The sequence below is a fragment of the Pseudomonas wenzhouensis genome, from assembly GCF_021029445.1.
Taxonomy (GTDB): Bacteria; Pseudomonadota; Gammaproteobacteria; order Pseudomonadales; family Pseudomonadaceae; genus Aquipseudomonas; species Aquipseudomonas wenzhouensis.
Genome location: NZ_CP072610.1, coordinates 1250450 through 1271140, shown reverse-complemented (window position 1 = coordinate 1271140; position 20691 = coordinate 1250450). Strand labels below are relative to the sequence as shown.

General features: G+C 62.9%; 17 protein-coding genes and 1 pseudogene. 9 read left to right on the top strand and 9 right to left on the bottom strand.

Annotation, left to right across the window (positions count from 1 at the left end; translation table 11 throughout):
• The first annotated feature begins 16 nt into the window (after positions 1 to 16).
• Together J7655_RS05765 and J7655_RS05760 are read left to right on the top strand one after the other, a co-directional pair.
• A complete protein-coding gene (locus J7655_RS05765) occupies positions 17 to 3073 on the top strand; it encodes a multidrug efflux RND transporter permease subunit (protein ID WP_230926941.1) in 3057 nt (1018 codons plus the stop codon).
• A gap of 160 nt (positions 3074 to 3233) precedes the next feature.
• Positions 3234 to 3461 carry a PA4570 family protein gene (locus tag J7655_RS05760; RefSeq protein WP_230926940.1) on the top strand — a complete coding sequence of 76 codons (228 nt, stop codon included), beginning with the start codon at positions 3234 to 3236 and terminating at the stop codon, positions 3459 to 3461.
• Positions 3462 to 3658: 197 nt separating this feature from the next.
• Here the strand turns inward: J7655_RS05760 and J7655_RS05755 are convergent, their stop codons facing one another.
• On the bottom strand, positions 3659 to 4288 hold the full coding sequence (locus J7655_RS05755) for a BamJ family beta-barrel-assembly machinery protein (protein ID WP_092380275.1): 630 nt from the start codon (positions 4286 to 4288) through the stop codon (positions 3659 to 3661).
• 215 nt (positions 4289 to 4503) lie between these two features.
• Here J7655_RS05755 and J7655_RS05750 point away from each other — a divergent pair, with 215 nt between their 5' ends.
• From J7655_RS05750 to J7655_RS20935, 4 genes and pseudogenes are all read left to right on the top strand, one after another.
• A complete protein-coding gene (locus J7655_RS05750; protein WP_230926939.1) occupies positions 4504 to 6993 on the top strand; it encodes an ATP-binding protein in 2490 nt (829 codons plus the stop codon).
• Positions 6983 to 8053, top strand: a complete 1071-nt coding sequence (locus tag J7655_RS05745; RefSeq protein WP_230926938.1) for an HD domain-containing phosphohydrolase — start codon at positions 6983 to 6985, stop codon at positions 8051 to 8053. The genes J7655_RS05750 and J7655_RS05745 overlap by 11 nt, the downstream gene beginning before the upstream one ends.
• A gap of 67 nt (positions 8054 to 8120) precedes the next feature.
• Positions 8121 to 8891, top strand: a pseudogene (locus J7655_RS20940) (MCP four helix bundle domain-containing protein); the annotation flags it as partial.
• Entirely contained in the window at positions 8883 to 9746 is an 864-nt protein-coding gene (locus J7655_RS20935) for a methyl-accepting chemotaxis protein (protein WP_420850933.1), read from the top strand. The pseudogene J7655_RS20940 and the gene J7655_RS20935, both read left to right, overlap by 9 nt.
• Positions 9747 to 9787: 41 nt before the next feature.
• Here the strand turns inward: J7655_RS20935 and J7655_RS05735 are convergent, their stop codons facing one another.
• The 7 genes from J7655_RS05735 to J7655_RS05705 form a co-directional block, all read right to left on the bottom strand.
• Complete coding sequence (locus tag J7655_RS05735) at positions 9788 to 9916, bottom strand: DUF2256 domain-containing protein (RefSeq protein WP_081811710.1); 129 nt, start codon at positions 9914 to 9916, stop codon at positions 9788 to 9790.
• The gene (locus tag J7655_RS05730; RefSeq protein ID WP_230926936.1) at positions 9913 to 11448 is read right to left on the bottom strand and encodes a cryptochrome/photolyase family protein; all 1536 of its coding nucleotides are present in this window, start codon (positions 11446 to 11448) and stop codon (positions 9913 to 9915) included. Before J7655_RS05730 ends, J7655_RS05735 begins: the two co-directional genes overlap by 4 nt.
• Entirely contained in the window at positions 11445 to 12791 is a 1347-nt protein-coding gene (locus tag J7655_RS05725) for a 3'-5' exonuclease family protein (protein WP_230926935.1), read from the bottom strand. Before J7655_RS05725 ends, J7655_RS05730 begins: the two co-directional genes overlap by 4 nt.
• 50 nt (positions 12792 to 12841) lie before the next feature.
• Positions 12842 to 13144 carry a DUF6482 family protein gene (locus tag J7655_RS05720; protein ID WP_147810954.1) on the bottom strand — a complete coding sequence of 101 codons (303 nt, stop codon included), beginning with the start codon at positions 13142 to 13144 and terminating at the stop codon, positions 12842 to 12844.
• Positions 13145 to 13279: 135 nt separating this feature from the next.
• Positions 13280 to 13771 carry a TIGR00645 family protein gene (locus J7655_RS05715; RefSeq protein ID WP_147810953.1) on the bottom strand — a complete coding sequence of 164 codons (492 nt, stop codon included), beginning with the start codon at positions 13769 to 13771 and terminating at the stop codon, positions 13280 to 13282.
• A 155-nt stretch (positions 13772 to 13926) separates the two neighbouring features.
• Positions 13927 to 14280, bottom strand: coding sequence for a PA4575 family protein (locus tag J7655_RS05710; protein ID WP_230926934.1), 354 nt, complete (start codon positions 14278 to 14280; stop codon positions 13927 to 13929).
• A gap of 164 nt (positions 14281 to 14444) precedes the next feature.
• Complete coding sequence (locus J7655_RS05705) at positions 14445 to 16928, bottom strand: Lon protease family protein (RefSeq protein ID WP_230926933.1); 2484 nt, start codon at positions 16926 to 16928, stop codon at positions 14445 to 14447.
• Positions 16929 to 17077: 149 nt separating this feature from the next.
• On the opposite strand from J7655_RS05705, the gene J7655_RS05700 reads away from it, so the two are divergent.
• On the top strand, positions 17078 to 18058 hold the full coding sequence (locus J7655_RS05700) for a magnesium transporter (RefSeq protein WP_230926932.1): 981 nt from the start codon (positions 17078 to 17080) through the stop codon (positions 18056 to 18058).
• Here the strand turns inward: J7655_RS05700 and J7655_RS05695 are convergent.
• Positions 18028 to 18372 (bottom strand): TraR/DksA family transcriptional regulator, encoded by a 345-nt coding sequence (locus J7655_RS05695; protein WP_004423355.1) that lies wholly within the window; start codon positions 18370 to 18372, stop codon positions 18028 to 18030. The genes J7655_RS05700 and J7655_RS05695 overlap by 31 nt on opposite strands.
• Positions 18373 to 18537: 165 nt before the next feature.
• Between J7655_RS05695 and J7655_RS05690 the strand changes: the two genes are divergently transcribed.
• Together J7655_RS05690 and J7655_RS05685 are read left to right on the top strand one after the other, a co-directional pair.
• Complete coding sequence (locus J7655_RS05690) at positions 18538 to 20370, top strand: Lnb N-terminal periplasmic domain-containing protein (protein ID WP_420850913.1); 1833 nt, start codon at positions 18538 to 18540, stop codon at positions 20368 to 20370.
• A 65-nt stretch (positions 20371 to 20435) separates the two neighbouring features.
• Positions 20436 to 20681 (top strand): hypothetical protein, encoded by a 246-nt coding sequence (locus J7655_RS05685; protein WP_147810947.1) that lies wholly within the window; start codon positions 20436 to 20438, stop codon positions 20679 to 20681.
• Positions 20682 to 20691 lie beyond the last annotated feature (10 nt).

Here is a 20691-nt window from a genome sequence, read left to right as displayed (position 1 = left end):
AGCCAAGGAAATCATCATGGCTTTTACCGATCCCTTCATTCGCCGTCCGGTGCTGGCCACCGTGGTCAGTCTGCTGATCGTCCTGCTCGGGTTCCAGGCATTCAGCAAGCTGACCATCCGCCAGTACCCGCAGATGGAGAACGCCCTGATCACGGTGACCACCGCCTACCCCGGTGCCAATGCCGAAACCATTCAGGGCTACATCACCCAGCCGCTGCAGCAGAGCCTGGCCAGCGCCGAAGGCATCGACTACATGACCTCGTCGAGCCAGCAGAACCTGTCGACCATCTCCATCTACGCGCGCATCGGCGCCAACAGCGATCGTCTATTCACCGAGCTGCTGGCCAAGGCCAACGAGGTGAAGAACCAGCTGCCGCAGGACGCCGAAGACCCGGTGCTGTCCAAGGAGGCAGCCGACGCCTCGGCGCTGATGTACGTCAGCTTCTACAGCGACGAGCTGTCCAACCCGCAGATCACCGACTACCTGTCGCGCGTCATCCAGCCCAAGCTGGCCACCCTGCCCGGCATGGCCGAGGCGCAGATTCTCGGCAACCAGGTGTTCGCCATGCGCCTGTGGCTGGACCCGGTGAAGATGGCGGCCTACGGCGTCACCGCTGGCGACCTCAACAGCGCGGTGCGCAAGTACAACTTCCTCTCCGCCGCTGGCGAGGTGAAGGGCCAGTACGTGGTCACCAGCATCAACGCCAGCACCGACCTGAAATCGGTGGAGGCCTTCGGCGCGATTCCGCTGAAGACCGTCGGCGATACCCGCGTGCTGGTGCGTGACATCGCCCGTGTGGAAATGGGCGCGGCCAACTACGACTCGATCAGCTCCTTCGACGGCATTCCCTCGGTGTACATCGCCATCAAGGGCACACCCAGCGCCAACCCACTGGACGTGATCAAGGAAGTGCGCGGCGCCCTGCCGGAGCTGGAGGCGCAACTGCCGCCGAACCTCAAGGTGGCCATCGCCTACGACGCCACCCTGTTCATCCAGGCGTCCATCGACGAAGTGGTGAAGACCCTGGCCGAAGCCGTGCTGATCGTCATCGTCGTGGTCTTCCTGTTCCTCGGCGCCTTCCGCTCGGTGCTGATCCCGGTGATCACCATTCCGCTGTCGATGATCGGTGTGCTGTTCTTCATGCAGCTGATGGGCTACTCCATCAACCTGCTCACCCTGCTGGCGATGGTATTGGCCATCGGCCTGGTGGTGGACGACGCCATCGTCGTGGTGGAGAACATCCACCGCCATATCGAAGAGGGCAAGACCCCGTTCGATGCCGCCATCGAAGGCGCCCGCGAGATCGCCGTGCCGGTGATCTCGATGACCATCACCCTGGCCGCGGTCTATGCCCCCATCGGCTTCCTCGAAGGCCTGACCGGCGCCCTGTTCAGGGAGTTCGCCCTGACCCTGGCCGGAGCGGTGATCATCTCCGGCATCGTCGCCCTGACCCTATCGCCGATGATGTGCGCCAAACTGCTGCGCCACGAGGAAAACCCGTCGGGCCTGGCCCACCGCCTGGACATGATTTTCGACCGGCTCAAGCGGCGCTACCAGAAGATGCTGCATGGCACGCTCAACACCCGTCCGGTGGTGGTGGTGTTCGCCCTCATCGTCATGGCGCTGATCCCGGTGCTGCTCAGCTTCACCCAGAGCGAACTGGCGCCCGAGGAAGACCAGGGCATCGTGTTCCTCTTTGCCAACGCGCCGCAGCCGACCAACCTCGATTACGTCAACGCCTACACCAACCAGTTCGTGGAGATCTTCAAGACCTTCCCCGAATACTACTCGTCGTTCCAGATCAATGGCTTCGATGGGGTGCAGTCGGGCATCGGTGGCTTCCTGCTGACGCCCTGGAACGAGCGCGAACGCACGCAGATGGAAATCCTTCCCGAGGTGCAGGCCAAGCTCAACCACATCCCCGGCCTGCAGATCTTCGGCTTCAACCTGCCGTCGCTGCCGGGTACCGGCGAGGGCCTGCCGTTCCAGTTCGTGATCAACACGCCGAACGACTACGAATCACTGCTGCAGGTGGCCGAGCGGGTCAAGGCGCGCGCGCAGGAGTCGGGCAAGTTCGCCTTCCTCAATATCGACCTGGCCTTCGACAAGCCGGAAATCGTCGTCGACATCGACCGCGAGAAGGCGGCGCAGATGGGCGTGTCCATGGAAGACCTCGGCACCACCCTGGCCAGCCTGCTCGGCGAAGGCGAGATCAACCGTTTCACCATCGACGGGCGCAGCTACAAGGTGATCGCCCAGGTCGAGCGTGCCTATCGCGAGAACCCAAGCTGGCTGGACAATTACTATGTGCGCAGCGAAAGCGGCAGCATGGTGCCGCTGGGCACCCTGATCAGCATCAGCGACCGAGCGCGACCGACCAAGCTCAAGCAGTTCCAGCAGCTCAACTCGGCGATCATCGAAGGCGTGGCCATCGTCAGCCAGGGTGAGGCGATCGACACAATCACCGCCATCGCCCGCGAGGAAGCGCCCAGCGGCTACAGCTTCGACTACGCAGGCGCTTCGCGGCAGTACATCCAGGAAGGCAGTGCGCTGTTCGTCACCTTCGCCCTGGCCCTGGCGATCATCTTCCTGGTGCTGGCGGCGCAGTTCGAGAGTTTCCGCGACCCGCTGGTGATCCTGGTCACCGTGCCGCTGTCGATCTGCGGGGCGCTGGTGCCGATCTTCCTCGGCTTCTCGAGCATGAACATCTACACCCAGGTGGGCCTGGTGACGCTGATCGGCCTGATCAGCAAGCACGGCATCCTCATCGTCGAGTTCGCCAATCAGCTGCGGCGTGAAGGCATGCCATTGCGCGAAGCCATCGAAGAAGCGGCTGCCATCCGCCTGCGTCCGGTGCTGATGACCACCGCAGCGATGGTGTTCGGCATGGTGCCGCTGATCTTCGCCACCGGTGCAGGCGCGGTGAGCCGCTTCGACATTGGCCTGGTGATTGCCACCGGCATGAGCGTTGGCACGGCTTTCACCCTGTTCGTCCTGCCGTGCGTGTACAGCCTGCTGGCCAAACCCGATGGCGAAGCGCAGCAAGCGGCAGAGAGCCTGCCCGCGCACTGATGGCTTCAGACGGAGGGGCTTCAGCGGCGACTGTCGCGGCTGAAGCCCTGCTGATGCGCAGCAACTCATTCGCGGAACGACAGAAGGTCGCAATTAACCCTTGCTTTTTATGTAATAGTAATTATTCTCATTTGCGTAATGACGGCCAAGGAGACCTGCCATGACCTACCTGATCGATGCCTGGCTGGACCGCCCGCATCCCTACCTGCGCATTCTCAATCGCCAGACCGGTGAAGTCTGCGCTGTACTCGAAGAAGATGCGCTGGACGAACTGCGCGACCAGGGCGACCTGGACTTGTACGAACTCAACTCCAGTGAACCCGGCGTACTCAAGGAGCTGGTGCGCAGCCTGTTTCTCTACTGCTACGCGCGGGCCTTGCGGCCCTGAAATGCTCACGCTGAGCATGGCCGGGTATTCGCCATTGCCCGGTGCGCACAGCGTACCCTGCCTGGAGAAACGCAAACGGGGCGCCCTGTCACCAGGGCGCCCCGTTCTATTGGCCGCTCCCGCTATTTAGGGCGCGCCGTGCGCACCGATACCGCGGAATGCCAAAACGCTCTAACAGTCGAGACCGTAAACAGTTATTACAGGATGTCGAGCAGCTCGACATCGAACACCAGCACGCTGTGCGGCGGGATGCTACCGACGCCCTGGGCGCCGTAGGCCAGCTCGCTCGGCACGTGCAGGCGCCATTTGCTGCCGGTGCCCATCAGTTGCAGCGCCTCGACCCAGCCCGGAATCACGCCACCGACCGGAAACTCAGCCGGCTGGCCACGCTCGTAGGAGCTGTCGAACACGGTGCCGTCGATCAGGGTGCCATGGTAGTGAGTACGTACCTGGTCTTCGGCAGACGGCTTGGCGCCCTCGCCGGCTACCAGCACTTCGTACTGCAGGCCGGAAGCCAGTACGGTCACGCCCTCACGCTTGGCGTTCTCGGCCAGATAGGCGCGACCTTCGCCGGCAGCGGCTTCAGCCTTGGCGGCCGCTTCGGCCTGCATGATTTCGCGGATGACCTTGAAGCTGGCGCCCAGCTCGGCCTCGGAAACGCGGCTGGCCTGGCCGGTGAAGGCGTCGGTCAGACCGGCGAGAATGGCGTTCAGATCGACCCCGGGCGGCGGGTTGTCACGCAGCTGACCACCGAGTTGACGACCGATGCCGTAACTGACGCGGCCTTCATCGGAGGACAGGTCGGGGCTGAAGTTGAATTCGGACATGAAGGGCTCCGCTTGGGGCTATGAAAAAGGTCGGCCAGCCTAGCACAGAACCGCACGCCCCCCACCCCCGCCATTGATCTGCCGGCTCAAGGCAGCGACGGCTCCCTTGACCTGCAGCAATTGCTACTTCCTTTAGCTAAGCCACCCTTAAGGGAAACAGAGATATCATATTGATATTACACTGTTCGCACTTACATCACGCAGGAGCGTGCGTCATGCAAAACGGCTCTCGAGTCAGTCTTCGGACATGGATATGGCGCGCATTCGTACAAACTGCATTGATTCCGCTGATCCTGGTCGAGGCTGTCCTGATCAGCGTCTACCTGTTCACCAATGTGTCCATCCGTGACGCGCAGATATCACACCTGCGTGAGACCGTCCTCAATGACCTGCAGGCCGCAGCGAGCCAGGAGGCGCATCTGATCGAGAGCGAACTCGGTCATATCGCTCGCCTTACCAGCACCTACGCAGCCCTTAACCAGCAGACCCTCAACGACCGTCAGCCCATCGCCCCGGCAACCCTGGCGACGACAGCCAGCGGCGTGCGCTACAGCCCGAGCGATGAAGGTGGCGCGGCGTCCTTCTACTCCAATGCCACGCCACTGGACAAACAGGATCTGTACAAGGTGGCGCGCCTGACCCGTCTCGATCCGCTGATGCGCGAAACCGTGCAGCAGAACCCGCTGGTGACCAGCATCTATTTCAACAGCTGGGACAGCTACAACCACATCTACCCCTGGTTCGATACGCCCGCGCAGTATCCCCATGACATGGTGATACCGGACTACAACTTCTATTACCTGGCCGACACCAGGCACAACCCGCAGCGCAAGGTCGCCTGGACCGACGTCTACCTCGACCCCGCCGGTCAGGGCTGGATGCTGTCGGCCGTGGCACCGGTGATGCACGGCGACTTCCTCGAAGGCGTCGCGGGTCTGGACATCACCGTTGGCAAACTGCTCGAACATATCGAGCGCCTCGAGGTGCCCTGGGACGGCTATGCCATGATCATCAGCAAGGACATGAACATCATGGCGCTGCCACCGGCCGGCGAGGATGATTTCGGACTGGATGAACTGACCGAGCACTCCTACGACGAAGCCATCAGTTCGGAGCTGTTCAAGCCCGAAGACTTCAACCTGCGCAAACGCATTGACACCAGCGGCCTCGCCCAGGCCATCGAGAATCGCCGCAGCGGCGTACTGTCCATGCCGCTCAATGGCCGACAGCACCTGATCGCCTGGGCGACGATCCCGGCTACGGAGTGGCACCTGCTTACCGTGGTCGATGAAGCGATGGTGTTCAGCCAGACCAACCAACTGGCCAGCCACTACCGCAATATCGGCTACCTGCTGATCGGCGGCCTGATCGTGTTCTACCTGGTGTTCTTCGCCTTCATGTGGGGCCGCGCCCGTGAGTTGACCGAGCGGTTGCGCAAGCCTATCGGCGGCATCGTCGCCATGCTCCGCGAGATTGGCGAGGGCAACTGGCAGCCCCGGCGCCCGGCCACCACCATCGATGAGCTGGAGGCCATCATCGATAACGTCGAGTCCATGGGCCAGCGCCTGGAGCACAGCGCCACGCAGTTGCAGCGCGCCAGCCAGGAAGCCCAGGAAGCCAGCCGTGCCAAGAGCCAGTTCATTTCCAGCATGAGCCATGAGCTGCGCACGCCGCTCAACGCCATCCAGGGCTTCGCCCAGTTGATGCGTATGCAGCAACGCGCGCAAGACCAACACGACCCCGACTATCTGGAAGAGATTCTGCTCGCCAGCCGCCATCTCAATCAGTTGGTGGGAGACATTCTGGACTGGTCGAGTCTGCAGAGTGACCTGCCGCGCCTGGAAATGGCCAGGGTCGACGCCGTTGCCCTGCTGCAAGAGTGCGCCGACCTGGTCGCACCGGAAATCGAAGCCCAGGGTCTGACTCTGGAGGTTTCGCTACCCGCACACGCGCTGCCGGTACTGGCCGATCAGCGCCGCCTGCGCCAGGTGCTGCTCAACCTGCTGTCCAACGCCATCAAATATACCCCTGCAGGCAGCGTGCGCCTCAGTTGCGAGGCGCAGGGCGAACGCGTGCGCCTGATGGTCAGCGACACCGGCATTGGTATCGCCAGTGAGCTGCAGCCTCTTGTCTTCGACCCCTTCCAGCGCCTCGGCCAGGAAAATGGCGCCATCCAGGGCACCGGCATTGGCCTGTCGCTGTGCAAGGAATATGCAGCCTTGATGAATGGCGAAATGGGGCTGCGCAGCCAGCCCAATGCAGGCAGTCAGTTCTGGATCGACCTGCCCCGCTACACCGAACCCGAACGGCCCGCGTCCGCAATACAGGCACAGCATTCAGCCTGCGTGTATCACGCCGACCTCGACAGCGTGAATCGTGCAGTCGTCGGCCAAGCCCTGGCAGGTATCGAACTGCTGCAGTTCGATGATGGCAACCAGGTGTTGGCGGCCGTGCTGAAAAAACGGCCCGACCTGCTGCTGCTCAGCGTCGAACTGCACGGTCTCGGCGGCCGCGATTTGCTCCGCACCCTGCGTCAGAATCGAGCATTGGCAGACCTGCCGGTGGTACTGCTCAGTCGCGAGGATCAACTCGAGGAACTGGTAGGCCTGGGCGGGAGTGCCCTGCTGGGTGTGCCCATCGACCCCAATGAACTTCGTCAACTGGTCACAGACCTGACCGGTTGGGAGAAACACCATGCTGTCTAAAGACTTCAGCCAGTCACGCGTCGTCATCGTAGATGACGTGGTGGCCAACAGCCGCCTGCTGGAATCCAGCCTCAAGGCCTTTGGCATGCGCAACACCGTCAGCTTCTCCGACTCGGCCGCCGCGCTGGACTGGCTGCAGCACAACCCCTGGAACCTGCTGCTGCTGGATTTGGACATGCCGGCGCCGAATGGCTTCGACATCCTCCGCGCCCTGTCTGAGCGTGATCGCAGCAGCAACCCGATCATCATCATCACCGCGCTGAACGATAGCGTCAGCCGCCGTACCGGCCTGGAGCTGGGGGCAAACGACTACCTGAGCAAACCGGTCGATCTGCCCGAGGCAATCCTGCGGGTGCGCAGCAATCTGCAGCTGAGCCAGGCCAGCCAGGCCCTGCAGGAAACCAACATGGCCCTGGAGCAGCGCGTACGCGAACGCACAGCCCAGCTGAACCAGAGCTATGGTGCGCTGGTGCGTACCCTGTGCCGGGCATCGGCCTACAGAGACAGCGAGACCGGTAACCACATCGTCCGTATCGGCGAGTCCGCCGCGCTGATTGCCGAGGCTCACGGCATGAGCCCGGAGTGGGTCGAACTGATGCGCCAGGCTGCACCGATGCACGATGTCGGCAAGATCGGCATCGCTGACCATATCCTGCTCAAGCCCGGCCCACTGAACGAGGAGGAGCGTCAGCTGATGCAGCAGCATCCGGCAATCGGCCACTCCATCCTCACCGACCAGCACGCCTCTGCGCTCACCGACCTGGCAGCCGAAATTGCCCTGAGCCACCACGAGAAATGGGACGGCAGTGGTTATCCCAATGGCCTGAAGGGGGAACAGATCCCTCTGTCAGGCCGCATCGTCGCCATTTGCGACGTTTACGATGCTTTGCGCATGCCGCGCCCCTACAAGGAGCCGTGGCCCATCGAAAAGGCTCAGGCCTACATCCGCGAACAAGCCGGCAAGCATTTCGATCCGCAACTGGTCGCCCTGGCCGAAAGCCTCTACGAGAAAATCGAAGCACTCCAGCACGGTCTCAGCGACTGCGTGCAAGGAGACTGATCGACCTTGATAACGACAAGAATCCTCTGCCCGTGAGTCGCCTTCTCAATTTCCGAGTACTGCCATCATGAGTTTCAGATCCATCTCCATAGCTCCACGCGCCGCCATCGGGTTTGGCTTGATCGCCTTGCTGGTCTTCGCCCTCGGCGGCTTCGCCCTGATGCAGATGAACAGCATGCACGACCGCTCCGGCGAGGTCGAAAACAACTGGATTCCCAGCCTCAATACCCTCGGTGATGTCACACAGGATATTTTGCGTCTGCGCGCGGCGACCCTGCGCATGTTGCTCAGCGAAGATGCGCAGCAATTGCAGGAGAGCACGCGGCTTGCAGAGCACCTTCTGGCTGACCTGGGACGCATGCTGCAACGCTACGAAGGGATGATCAGCTCGGCCGAAGAGCAGGCCCATTACGATGATTTCAAGCGTTACGAAAGTACCTACCTGAGCACCCGCTCCCAGCTCGTCCACCACCTCGAGACCGGTAACCGCCCTGCCGCACTGGAACTGCTCTATGGCAGCCTGAACCCTCAGGCCGACGCCATGATCAAGTCACTCAATGAGTTGATCACGCACAACCGCGAGGGTGCCTCGGAGGCAGCCACAGCCGCAGAGCGCGTTTACATTCAGGCCACCCGTGGCACGCTGCTGGTGATGGCGCTTGCCGCCATCGCGACGGTCATGCTCGCCACGCTGCTGACCCGCAGCATCGTCAAGCCGCTGGCCGAGGCCGTACAGGTGGCCGATTCGGTAGCCAGTGGCAACCTGACCCTGAGCATCGACACCCGTGGCAGCGACGAACCTGCCAAGCTGCTGCAGGCACTCAAGAGCATGCAAGGCAACCTTCGCGACACCATTGAACAGATCGCAGATGCCTCCAACCAACTGGCCTCGGCGGCCGAGCAATTGAGCGCCGTCACCGACAGCAGCGCGCAGAACCTGCACCGGCAAAGCCTGGAAGTCGACCAGGCTGCCACCGCTGTCACCGAAATGAGCAGCGCAGTGGAGGAAGTGGCACGCAACGCCGCCAGCGCCTCGGAAAGCTCCAGCGAGTCCGGGCGCATCGCCCGCCAGGGTAGCGAGCGCATTACCCAGACGCTGTCGTCGATCAACCAGTTGGCCAAGAACGTCGACGCCACCTCGAACAACTTCGGCCAACTGGCGGGCAAGATCCGGGGCATCAGCCAGGTACTCGATGTGATTCGCAGCATCGCCGAACAAACCAACCTGCTGGCCCTCAACGCCGCCATCGAGGCTGCACGCGCTGGCGAAGCAGGTCGCGGCTTCGCCGTGGTCGCCGATGAAGTGCGCGCCCTGGCGCACAAGACCGGGCAGTCGACCCGTGAGATCGAGACCATGATCAGCACCGTGCAGCACGATACCGAACAGGCCGTGCGTGCGATGGAGTCGAGCAATGGCCTGGCCAAGCAGACGCTGGATATCGCCGAAGGTGCAGGATCAGCACTGGATCAGATCATCCAGTCGATTGCCGAGATCGGCGACCGCAACCTGGTGATCGCCAGTGCCACCGAACAGCAGGCCCATGTCGCCCGCGAAGTGGATCGCAACCTGATCAATATTCGCGACCTGTCGTTGCAGAACTCGGCCGGTTCGGAACAGACCAGCACTGCCAGCCGAGCGCTGTCTGGCCTGGCCGCCAACATGCAGGGCATGGTCGCGCGCTTTCAGGTCTGAGCCTGTGCAGCGGGTGTCCGGCGCCAGCTCCGGTCACCCGCTCAGCGCGAACGCCGGCAACGCTCGGAGCAGTAGCGCACCTCGTCCCAGCACCGCGCCCATTTCTTGCGCCAGGTGAACGGCAGGCCGCACACCGCGCAGGTCTTCACCGGCAGCTCGCTCTTTTTCACAGCATCTCTCCGGCATCGAGTTTTGCCAGCAGTCGCTCGCCCCAGTCCCACAGTGCCTGCTGCTTGGCTTCGGGCATGCGCGCCAGATTGCGATAGACCATGCCGATACGCGGGTTGCGCTCCAGCGGCTCGCGATGACGCATGAGAAAGTGCCAGTACAGCGAATTGAACGGGCAAGCCGACTCGCCCGTGCTCTCGCTGACCTTGTAGCTGCAGCCCTGGCAATGGTTGGACATGCGCTTGATGTACTGGCCGCTGGCGCAGTAGGGCTTGGAGCCGAGGTAGCCGCCATCGGCGTGCATCACCATACCCAGGGTATTGGGCAGCTCGACCCAGTCGAAGGCGTCCATGTACACGGCCAGGTACCAGTCGCAGATGGCCTTGGGCCCAATGCCGGCGAGCAGGGCGAAGTTGCCGGTGACCATCAGCCGCTGGATATGGTGCGCGTAGGCATGCTCCAGCGTCTGGCCGATGGCCTGACGCATGCAGTTCATACGCGTCTTGCCGGTCCAGTAGAACGCCGGCAGCGCCCGTGAATTGCCGAAGCGGTTGCCCTCGGCGTACTCCGGCATGCGCAGCCAGTAGATGCCGCGCACATACTCGCGCCAGCCGATCAACTGGCGAATGAAGCCTTCGGCAGCGTTCAGCGGCACGTCACCGGCGCGATAGGCCGCCTCGACATCGGCACAGAGCTGGCGCATGTCGAGCAGGCCAATGTTCAGTGCGGCGCTGATGCGCGAGTGAAACAGGAAGGGTTCGTCATCGGCCATGGCGTCCTGATAATCGCCAAAATCCGCCAGGCCACGGGCGAGAAAATGCTGCCAGAGACGCTCGGCCTGCTCGGCAGTCACCGGATAGTCGAAACCGTCCAGACGGCCGTAGTGATGGGTAAATCGCCGTGCCACCAGCGCCAGCACCTCGGTCGTGATGGCATCCGGCTCAATGCGCAGGGGTGCCGGCGGATGTACACCTTTAGGCAATGCCTTGCGGTTATCGGCATCGAAGTTCCACGCGCCACCCTCGGGCGTGCCATCGGGGTTGAGCAGCAGACCGCTGGCGCGGCGCATCTCACGGTAGAAGAACTCCATGCGCAACTGCTTGCGCCCCTTGGCCCAGTCGGCGAAAGCCTCGCGGCTGCAGAGAAAGCGACTGTCCGGGTGCCAGTGAATCGGGACGCCACAATGACGCAGCGCCTGCTCCAGGCGCCAGTCGCCGCATTCGGTCAGGTGCACCTCGGCCGGGTTGAGTCGCTGCGTCCAGCGCAGCAGTTCGCCCGGCAGGGAGCCGCTGTTGTCAGGGTCATCCAGGGCCACGTAATGCACCCTGATGCCCTGCTGACGCAGCGCCTCGGCAAAGTGGCGCATGGCGCTGAAGATCAACGCGATCTTCTTCGGGTGATGCGGCACATGTATGGCCTCTTCCATCACCTCGGCCAGCAGTACGTGATCCCGTAACGGGTCGATATCTGCCAGGCCTCCGAGGCCTGGGGTGAGCTGATCCCCCAGGATCAGAATCAGACGGCGTGCACTCACAGCGGCACGATCTCCATGGTGGGGTGACGGCGCAGATGGCCGAGCAGGATGTGATACGTATCGAGATTGAAGCCGCCCTGCCGCTCGGCCAGTAACGGCGCCGCCAGTTCGGGACGATCGACCGTGCCGAGGTGACGCCACTGATCGAGCACATGCCACTGGCAGAGCCCATGGCGCTCGTCGCGCTCGACCAGCGCAACCGGCCCGGCCCAGGGCCAGGCCTGGGTCTGCAGGCGCTCGGCACCAGCCAGCAGTCGCGCATCGTGACGCCGGCGCGACTCTGCGCCACAGCAGGCGCCCGCGCAGCGCCCAAGCTGGTAGGCGAAACAGGCACCGTCGCCCTCTTCCAGGCCGAGGACACGCAGGCACAACTGCCGCTCGCGGGCCTGTTCCAGCAACCATTGCCGGGCATGATGGCGCGAACGAAACAGCCCGGCATGGCGCACCCCAGGCGTCAGCGCCTGATGCTGCAGCAAATCGAGCTGCAGAGCGCCCGGCTCGCCCAGCAGCGCCCAGGTCAGCAATTCGCGCTGCTTGCGCAGACGGCGGTTGTACAGGGGCTGCAGGCGCTTGATTTCGTTCGACTCGAGCAACAACGCGCCCAGCTCGCCGGCAGTCGGGATGACCCGCACATCACGGATCTGCTGGATCATCTGCAGGCTGCGGCGGTCGCGGTGGTCGTTATTGAAGTGCGACATCACCCGACGACGCAGGTTGCGGCTCTTGCCCACGTACAGCTGCGCATCACCATCGCCGAGAAAGTAGTACACGCCTGGACGCTCCGGTAAGGCCGCAAAACGCTCTGCCGGCAGTAACGGAGGCCGTGCCGCGCTGCGTAGCTGGCTCGCCAGCGCAGTCGGCGCAACGCACTGCAGCAAATGCCGGAGCACACTCAGCACGGCCTCGGCGTCAGGCACGGCACGATCACGGAAGAAGCGCTTAATCGCGAAATGCGCGCAAAGCGCATCGAAGCCGGCACTGGCCAAGTCCGGCAGGGCCACCCTGGCCAGGCGCAGTATGCAGAGTTGCGGCGGGCGCAGCGTCTTCCAGTCGGGCAGTACCCGACGCAAAAAAGCCTGGGCAAAACGCAGGTTGTAGCCAACCAATACCCGCCCCCTAATGGCCTCGGTGATCGCCTGTGCCTGGCTCTCGATACGCGGCTGGCCGCACAGTTCAAGTGGATGCAGGCCACTCAGGCGCAGTAGCTGCGGTGGCAGGGCGATATCGGGCTCGAACAACCAGTGCAAACGTGCGCTGACGTTACCGTCGCTCTCAACCTGGATGATCGCCAGCTCCCAGATGACATCTCGCCCCGGATGCACGCCACTGGTCTTGACCTCCACGACGGCCAGAGCCCTGCCCTGCACCGTCGTGGATATCGTGGAAGGCGCAGTCACCAGCCGGAGCGAAAGGCGATGGGCACACGCAGGCTGTTGTCAGCCGATGGCATGCCGCACATTTCGTCATGCACCGAGCTGTGCACCAGGAAGAACGGCAACGTCGGCATCTCCTGCAGCACGTCACGCGCATGCTCCACAGAACGCAGGTTAAGCGTGCTGCCCTGCTCATTGAGAATCGGATGGGCGCGCCCCGCCATCCGTGCCTCGAGCAGGTAGATACCCCCTTCAAGGGAAATCAGATTGAGTTCGTCGATACGCCCAGCCTGGGCGTGCGTTGACAGATCATGCAGATTCATAAGGCTTGCCTCCTGCTCGAATTGTACAAGAACTTATACAAAATTGACTCTTGTACAACAACAGAAAAACTCAAGCCCACAACGCAAACCGCCCGTCTGCTTCAGACGGGCGGCTGTGCAACGCCTGCCGCTTCGTCAGTCGTGCTTGGTGACCTTGTCCAGATAGCCCATGGCGAAGGCCGAGCCCACGAAAGTCAGGTGGATGATCACGTACCACTTGAGGTACTCCAGATCGTAGTTCTTCGCATCCATGAACACCTTGAGCAGGTGGATGGAGGAAATCGCCACGATGGAGGCTGCTACCTTCATCTTTAGCGAACTGGAGTCCATCTTGCCGAGCCAGCTGAGCTTCTCGGTGCCTTCATGAATATCCAGGCGCGACACGAAATTCTCGTAGCCGGACAGCATCACCATCACCAGCAGGCCGCCGACCAGCGCCATGTCGATCAGCGACAGGAGCTTGAGAATCACGTCGGCTTCGGTGAGGGAAAAGATCTGCGGCAGGATGTGATACAGCTCCTGAAAGAACTTGACCGACAGGGCCAGCACAGCAAGAGAAAGGCCGAAGTAAATGGGCGCCAGCAACCAGCGCGACGCGTACATGGCGTTTTCAACAAAGCGTTCCATGGAGAACTCACTGAGAGGGAGGAGAAAAACGCGGCGAGTATACCCATCGTCCAGCGGGCACAGAAGACGCTCCGCGCACTGTGGATAAACACAGCGGCAGGTCGACTGATGGTGCGCATACAGGCGCACTGATCAGACGCTGTGATCAGCGACTTTCAGTTCTGCCCGTCAGTTTCCGGACGACGCTGCAATGATCCGCCGGCGCTTGGCCGTTGACCATTGACCCGACGCAGTTCAGCCAGCAGATGCAGGTGCCAGATCGGCGGTTCAGCGCAGGCGACGTAACCTTGCGAGGCCAGGCTATCGGCGATCGCCGCCAGCGCTTGCTCAGCGCCGCAAGGCCCGTAGAATGGGCCTTGCGCCTTGATGGCAGAGGGCTGCGCACCTGACATGCCGGCTGCGCAGAGCAGTGTCCAACGTCCATTGTCTCCGGCAAGCGGCTTGATCACACACTCGATGCGCGTGACCAGGCCCAGGCATTGACGGGTAAGGCAGAGGCTGCGCGACATGGCGACGACCCTCGCTAAATCCAGCCCCCAGCCTACACCCCGAACGCCGACACTGGGAAGCCGGAGTTATCCACGCATTCTGTGGATAACTCTGTGCATGAGGCGTGAGTAATGAGCGTTGCGCGCCTGCCCCGAACGATACGGAACAATCGTGCAAGATCTGATCAACTCGCGGCGTCAGCCTCGCCCTTCTTGCGCCGCGGCGCCTTGGCCGGCTTGGCGGCTGCCGGCTCGGCGGCGGCTTGTGCCGGCTCCTCGGCGGGCTTGGCGTCCTCTTCCAGGCCGATTTCGGCGATATCACGCAGGCGCTCGACTACCCGGGCGTTGACGCTGCCTTTGGGGAAGCGCCCTTTTTCGTCCGGGTGCCCGGCCGGCTCGCCAACCAGCAGGCTCAGTGCCTCGTCGACATGGCGCACGGCGTAGACGTTGAATTGACCGTCTCGCACGGCCTGCAGCACACGGTCATCGAGCATCAGGTTGGCGACGTTGGAATGCGGGATGATCACCCCCTGCTCACCGGTCAGGCCGCGTGCTTCGCACAGGCGGAAGAAGCCCTCGATCTTCTCGTTGACGCCACCGACCGCCTGCACCTCGCCGAACTGGTTGATCGAGCCGGTGATGGCGAAACATTGTTTGAGTGGCGTGCGCGAGAGTGCCGAAATCAGCGTACATACCTCGCCGAGCGAGGCGCTGTCGCCATCGACATAACCGTAGGATTGCTCCAGGGCGATGCTGGCGGAAATCTCCAGCGGAAATTCCTGCGCGTAACGGCTACCGAGGAAGCCGGTGAGGATCATCACGCCCTTGGAGTGAATCGGCTGACCAAGGCTGACTTCGCGCTCGATGTCGACGATGCCACTGCCGCCCGGATAGACGGTGGCGGAAATCCGCGCCGGCACGCCGAAGGCCGAGTCGCCCACTTCCAGCACGGTCAGGCCGTTGCACTTGCCCACCGCCGCCCCGCAGGTGTCGATAAGAATGATGCCGGCCAGCATGTCATCGATGATCCGCGCCGAGACGCGCCCGGTGCGGGTGGCCTTGGCCTTCAGCGCACGCTCGATATGACCGACATCGGTAAGCGTCTCGCCAGCCAGTTGACGGATGAAATCGGCTTCGCTGACCAGCTGGAACAGGTCGCCGATGCGTGCCGACAGACGTCCCTGGTGTTCGGCCAGGCGTGCGCTGTAGGTGGCCAGACGCGCCACGGCGGCACCGGTCAGCGGCGCCATGCCCTCTTCCGAGGTGCGCGTCTTCATCAACTGGGCGAACTGCTCCAGGCTGTCGTCGGCGAGCGGGATGTCCTCGTCGAAGTCCACCAGGACGCGGAACATCTCCTGGAAGTCCGGGTCGGCATCCTGCAGTGCGTAATACAGCTGACGAGAACCGATGATGATGACCTTCAGCTGCAGCGGGATAACCTGCGGGTTGAGCGTCACGGTAGCAATACGCCCGAGATCGCCCAACGGCGACTCCATCTTCAACTGGCGCGAATGCAGCGCGCGCTTGAGCGCTTCCCAGACGAAGGGCTCGCTGAGCAATTTTTCCGCCTCGACCACCAGATAGCCGCCGTTGGCGCGGTGCAGTGCCCCCGGACGCAACTGGCGGTAGCTGGTATAGAGCGCACCCTGATCCGAGCTGTATTCGATACGGCCGAACAGGTTGTCGTAGGTCGGATGCGATTCGAACACCACCGGCGCGCCGCCGTTGGCGTGATGCCCGACCACCAGGCTGGGGCAGTACTGCTCTTCGAGCAGCTTGCGCAGTTGCGGGTCGGCCTTGTCGACATCCACCAGTTGCTCGACAGCGGTTTTCAGCAGGTTGACCTGCATGGCCTGCAGATAAGCGCAGACACCCGCGTTCTCGGCATACTTCTCCGACAGCGGCGCCAGCAGCGGCTGCAGGGCCACGGTGATGGTCTCCTCATTGAGCTGACGCAGCAGATTGCTCGACTCGCGCTTCCACTGCGGCAGGCTGGCCAGCTCCTCGTTGAGGCGCTCTTCGAGCACGGCAATATCGGCGTGGAAGCGCTCGCGCTCGGCGTCGGGCAGTTGCGCAAACTCGGCTTCATCCAGTGCCTTGCCGTCGGCCATCGGGGTGAAGGCGATATTGGTGCTGTCGCGGTACAGGGCCACGCCCTTCTCCAGCGACAGTTTCTCGATCACATCCAGCGCCTGGTCGTAACGCTTGTTGAAGGTGCGGTCGATCGCACTCTTCTTCTGCTGGTAGGTCGGTGTCTCGAACACCGCCGGGAAGGTGGCCAGCAGGTTGTCGATCAACTGATTGATGTCGGCGATGAACGCACTCGCGGTACCCGCCGGCAGCTCCAGCGCACGCGGCTCGCGCGGCTCGTCGAAGTGGTTGACGTAAACCCGGTCAGCCGGTGTCGCCATGCGCTTGGCCTCGGCCTTGAGGTAGCGCTGCACGAAAGAGAAACGCCCGGTGCCAGGCTCCCCCATGACGAACACGTTATAACCGGGGCGCGGCATGGCCACACCGAACTGCAGCGCCTCGACCGCGCGCGACTGGCCGAGAACACCACGGAAGGGTTCGAGATCATCGGTGCTGCTGAAGTTGAACTGCTCGGGGGCGAAGGGGCGGGTCAGCGATTCGGGGGCAAGGCGCAAAGCATCGAGGCTAAGCTTGGACATTGGCAATCCTTTATAGCGGGCGGAAATTCCGCAAAACATGGGGTGATTCTGGGCCTGTGGCGCGAAAGGGATCAAGGTTTGATTCAGCTCAGGATGAAAAATCCGAGCACGGATAAGCTACCCGTCACCCTCCTTGCGCGAAAACCACCATGTCCAGTGCCCATCACCTGCACCTTCCCGTTCTGCATGCCGCCCGCCAGGACTATGCCGCGCTCAATCACCGACTCAGCGTGCGCGAGGCGCTGCAAGACATCCGCACCCAGGGCCTGGGCGAGCGCATCATCTATTTCTATGTAATCGATGATCAGCGCCGCCTGATCGGCGTACTGCCCAGCCGCCGTCTGCTTACCGCACCACTGGATGCCCGGCTGAGCGAGCTGATGGACAGCACCGTCATCGCATTGCCCGATCACGCCACCATTCTCGATGCCTGCCAATTGCTGATTCGGCATCGTTTCCTGGCACTGCCGGTGGTGGACGAGCAACAGCGCCTGTGCGGCCTGGTGGATATCGCCCTGCTCAATGAGGAAAACCCGGATCTGCGCCAGCGCAATCAGGCCGATGCACTGTTCGAAACCCTTGGTTTTCACGTTACCCAGGTTGGCAACGCCTCGCCGCTATGGGCCTTTCGCCTGCGCGTGCCCTGGCTATTGGCGACCATCGCCAGCGGCACCCTTTGCGCCCTGCTGGCCAGCCTCTACGAACTGACCCTGGCCAAGAGCATCGTCCTCGCTTTCTTCCTTACCCTGGTGCTGGGCCTGGGCGAGAGCGTGAGCATGCAGTCGATGTCGGTGACCATCCAGGCGCTGCGCAGCGTCCGCCCCAATCTGAGCTGGTACCTGCGCAGCCTGCGTCATGAACTGCCGACCGCCCTGCTGCTCGGCAGCACCTGCGGCAGTCTGGTGGCGATGATCGTCTGGCTCTGGCGCGGCGAGGCCTGGACCGGACTGATCATCGGCTGCAGCATCCTACTGTCGCTCTGCGCCGCCTGCCTGCTCGGCCTCAGCGTACCCACGCTGCTGCACGCCCTGAGGCTCGACCCGAAAATCGCTGCCGGGCCGGTGACCCTGGCAGTGACCGACCTGTGCACCTTGCTGTTCTACTTCAGCCTGGCCGCCTGGTTGCTGTGACCCTCCCTATCCTCGGCACAACGCAGGCAGTATTCGGCCACCGGCAGCGCGGCCAGACGCGCCGCCTCGATTGCTTCGCCGCAGCATAGGCACTCGCCATAACGCCCCTCAGCCAAGCGCAGCTGCGCCTGGTGCACCAGCAGCAATCCCTGCTCGGCCTCGGCCAGCAGGGCTTCGAGCACCTCATCGTTCTGCCGCTGCTGCGCCTGTTCGGCGAAATCCGCCGAGTGGCTGCGCGCCAGATCGCGCCGAATCGCCTCGGCACGGGTCGTGTAATCATGCAGCAGCGCATCCAGCACATCACGGTGAGCCATGAGCAATTTCCTCGCGTATGAAAGAAGCCTCAGTGTGATGCACCACGCAACGCCAATGACTGACGCCGGTCAGCACTTGCGCGAAATGCCGACGTCGACTGCCTTGACAGCAGTCGGCCGCGTGACCAAAGCTCGACCATCGCCATGATCAGAAGAACAGCGACCTTGAAACGGACATTCGCCGCCATCGCCCTAAGCCTGAGCCTGCCGCTGCATGCCGCCACACCCGAACAGCTGGCCAGCGACCCCTACTGGATCGCCCTCGGCCACTACGAAACCGGCAAGCTCGGCGGTTGGCGCAGCTATGTCGACGACGATGACTTCTTCCTCGCCGAAGAAGGAGCCAGCAACCCGGCTGCCGAACTGCAGGCGACCCTTACGGCGCTGTATCAACCTGCCGAGCTGGGCGACCGCCACCCGCAGTGCATCTACCCGGCGCGTACCCGTTGGCTCAAGGCCCAGTTGCAGCTCGATGACCTGCCCAGCCCCGACTGCGCCGACTATCGGAACTGGTTCGCCGATGTCAATCCGCACAGCACGGTGCTGGTGTTCCCGGCCGCCTACCTGAACAGCCCCTCGTCGATGTTCGGCCATACCCTGCTGCGCATCGACCAGCCGGATATCGACAGCCACAACACCGCGCTGCTGAGTTACGCGCTGAATTTCGGCGCCTTCATCGAAGGTGACGACAACAGCATCCTGTATGCCTGGCGCGGCCTGATGGGCGGCTATCCCGGCCTGTTCGCCCTGGTGCCCTACCGCGAGAAGCTCAGCGAGTACAACCGTCTGGAAAACCGCGACCTGTGGGAATACCGGCTGAACCTCACACCGGAAGAAACCGCGCGCATGGTCGAGCACGTCTGGGAGCTCAAGCAGATCCGCTTCGACTACTTCTTCTTCGACGAGAACTGCTCCTACCGCCTGCTGGAGCTGCTGGAAATCGCCCGCCCCGGTATCGAGCTGACCGAACATTTCCCGCTCACCGCCATCCCCACCGATACCGTGCGCGCGGTCAAGGATGCCGGGCTGATCGAACGCATCGACTATCGCCCGTCGCGTGAGCGCGAGTTGCTGGCACGCGCCGAACCGCTCGATAGCGACGAACAAGCCTGGGTGCTGCGCCTGAATGAAAACCCAGCACAACTGGACGATGCCGACTTTCTCGCCCTGCCGGCAGAGCGTCGCGCGCTGATCCAAGACGCCGCCTTCCGTCTGGTGCGTTACCACGCCAACGATGAAGAACGCAGCAGCAACGCTCAGCGCAGCTTCCAGTTGCTCGGTGCGATCAACCGCAATCCGCCACCGCCTTTGCAGGTCGAACGCCCACCGCTGCCCGAGGAGGGCCATGAGTCGCGCACCTGGCAACTGGCCGGCGGCAGCCGTGATGATCGCGCCTTCGCCGAGTACGGCCTGCGCATGGCCTATCACGACCTCAACGACAACCTCGACGGCTTCCCGCTCGGCGCGCAGATCGAGATATTCCAGCTCAAGCTGCGCCAATACGAAAACAACCACTGGCAGCTGCAACGCCTGGATCTGGCCAACATCCGCTCACTGACACCGCGCAATGCCCTGCTGCAGCCGCTGTCCTGGCAGGTTGGCGGCGGCCTGGAGCGGGTACTCGGCGAAGATGGCGATAGCCCGCTGGTCGGCCATATCAGCGGCGGCGCCGGTGCAACCTGGCAGTGGCGCGACGATCTGCTCGGCTTCGCCCTCGGCACTGCACGCCTGGAATACAACGAGGACTTTGCCGCCGTCGTCTCTCCGGCACTCGGATTCAATAGCGGCCTGCTGTGGCGCAACCCGCTGGGCAACCTGAGCCTGGAAGCGGCTGGCGATTACTTCCATAACGGCGAGGTACGCCGGCGCCTGTCGCTCAACCAGCAATGGGAAGTCTCGCGCAACCTGGGCCTGCGCCTGAGCGCCCAGCGCGAGTTCAGCCAACTGGCCACCCCCGTCAACGAGGTGAAACTGGAGCTGCGCTGGTATCACTATTAAATGGCAGCGAGCGGATTGCAGGCTTCTATACTGAAATTCCCATAGCCCGTTTCAGGAGAGTCACCATGCGTCGCACACTCTTGTTTCTCGCTGCTGCCCTGATCAGTCTGCCGCTCTGGGCCATGCACTGCCCGCAGGACATGGCCAAGATCGACGCACTGCTGCAAAGCGACCCACCCTCCGACCCCGAGGTGCTGGCCAAGGTGCAGGAGTTGCGCGCTGAAGGCGAAGCCCTGCACAAGGCCGGCGATCATGCCGAGTCGGTCAAGGTGCTCAGCGAAGCGCTCGATCTGCTGGCCGCCAGCGAATGACGCACGCCGG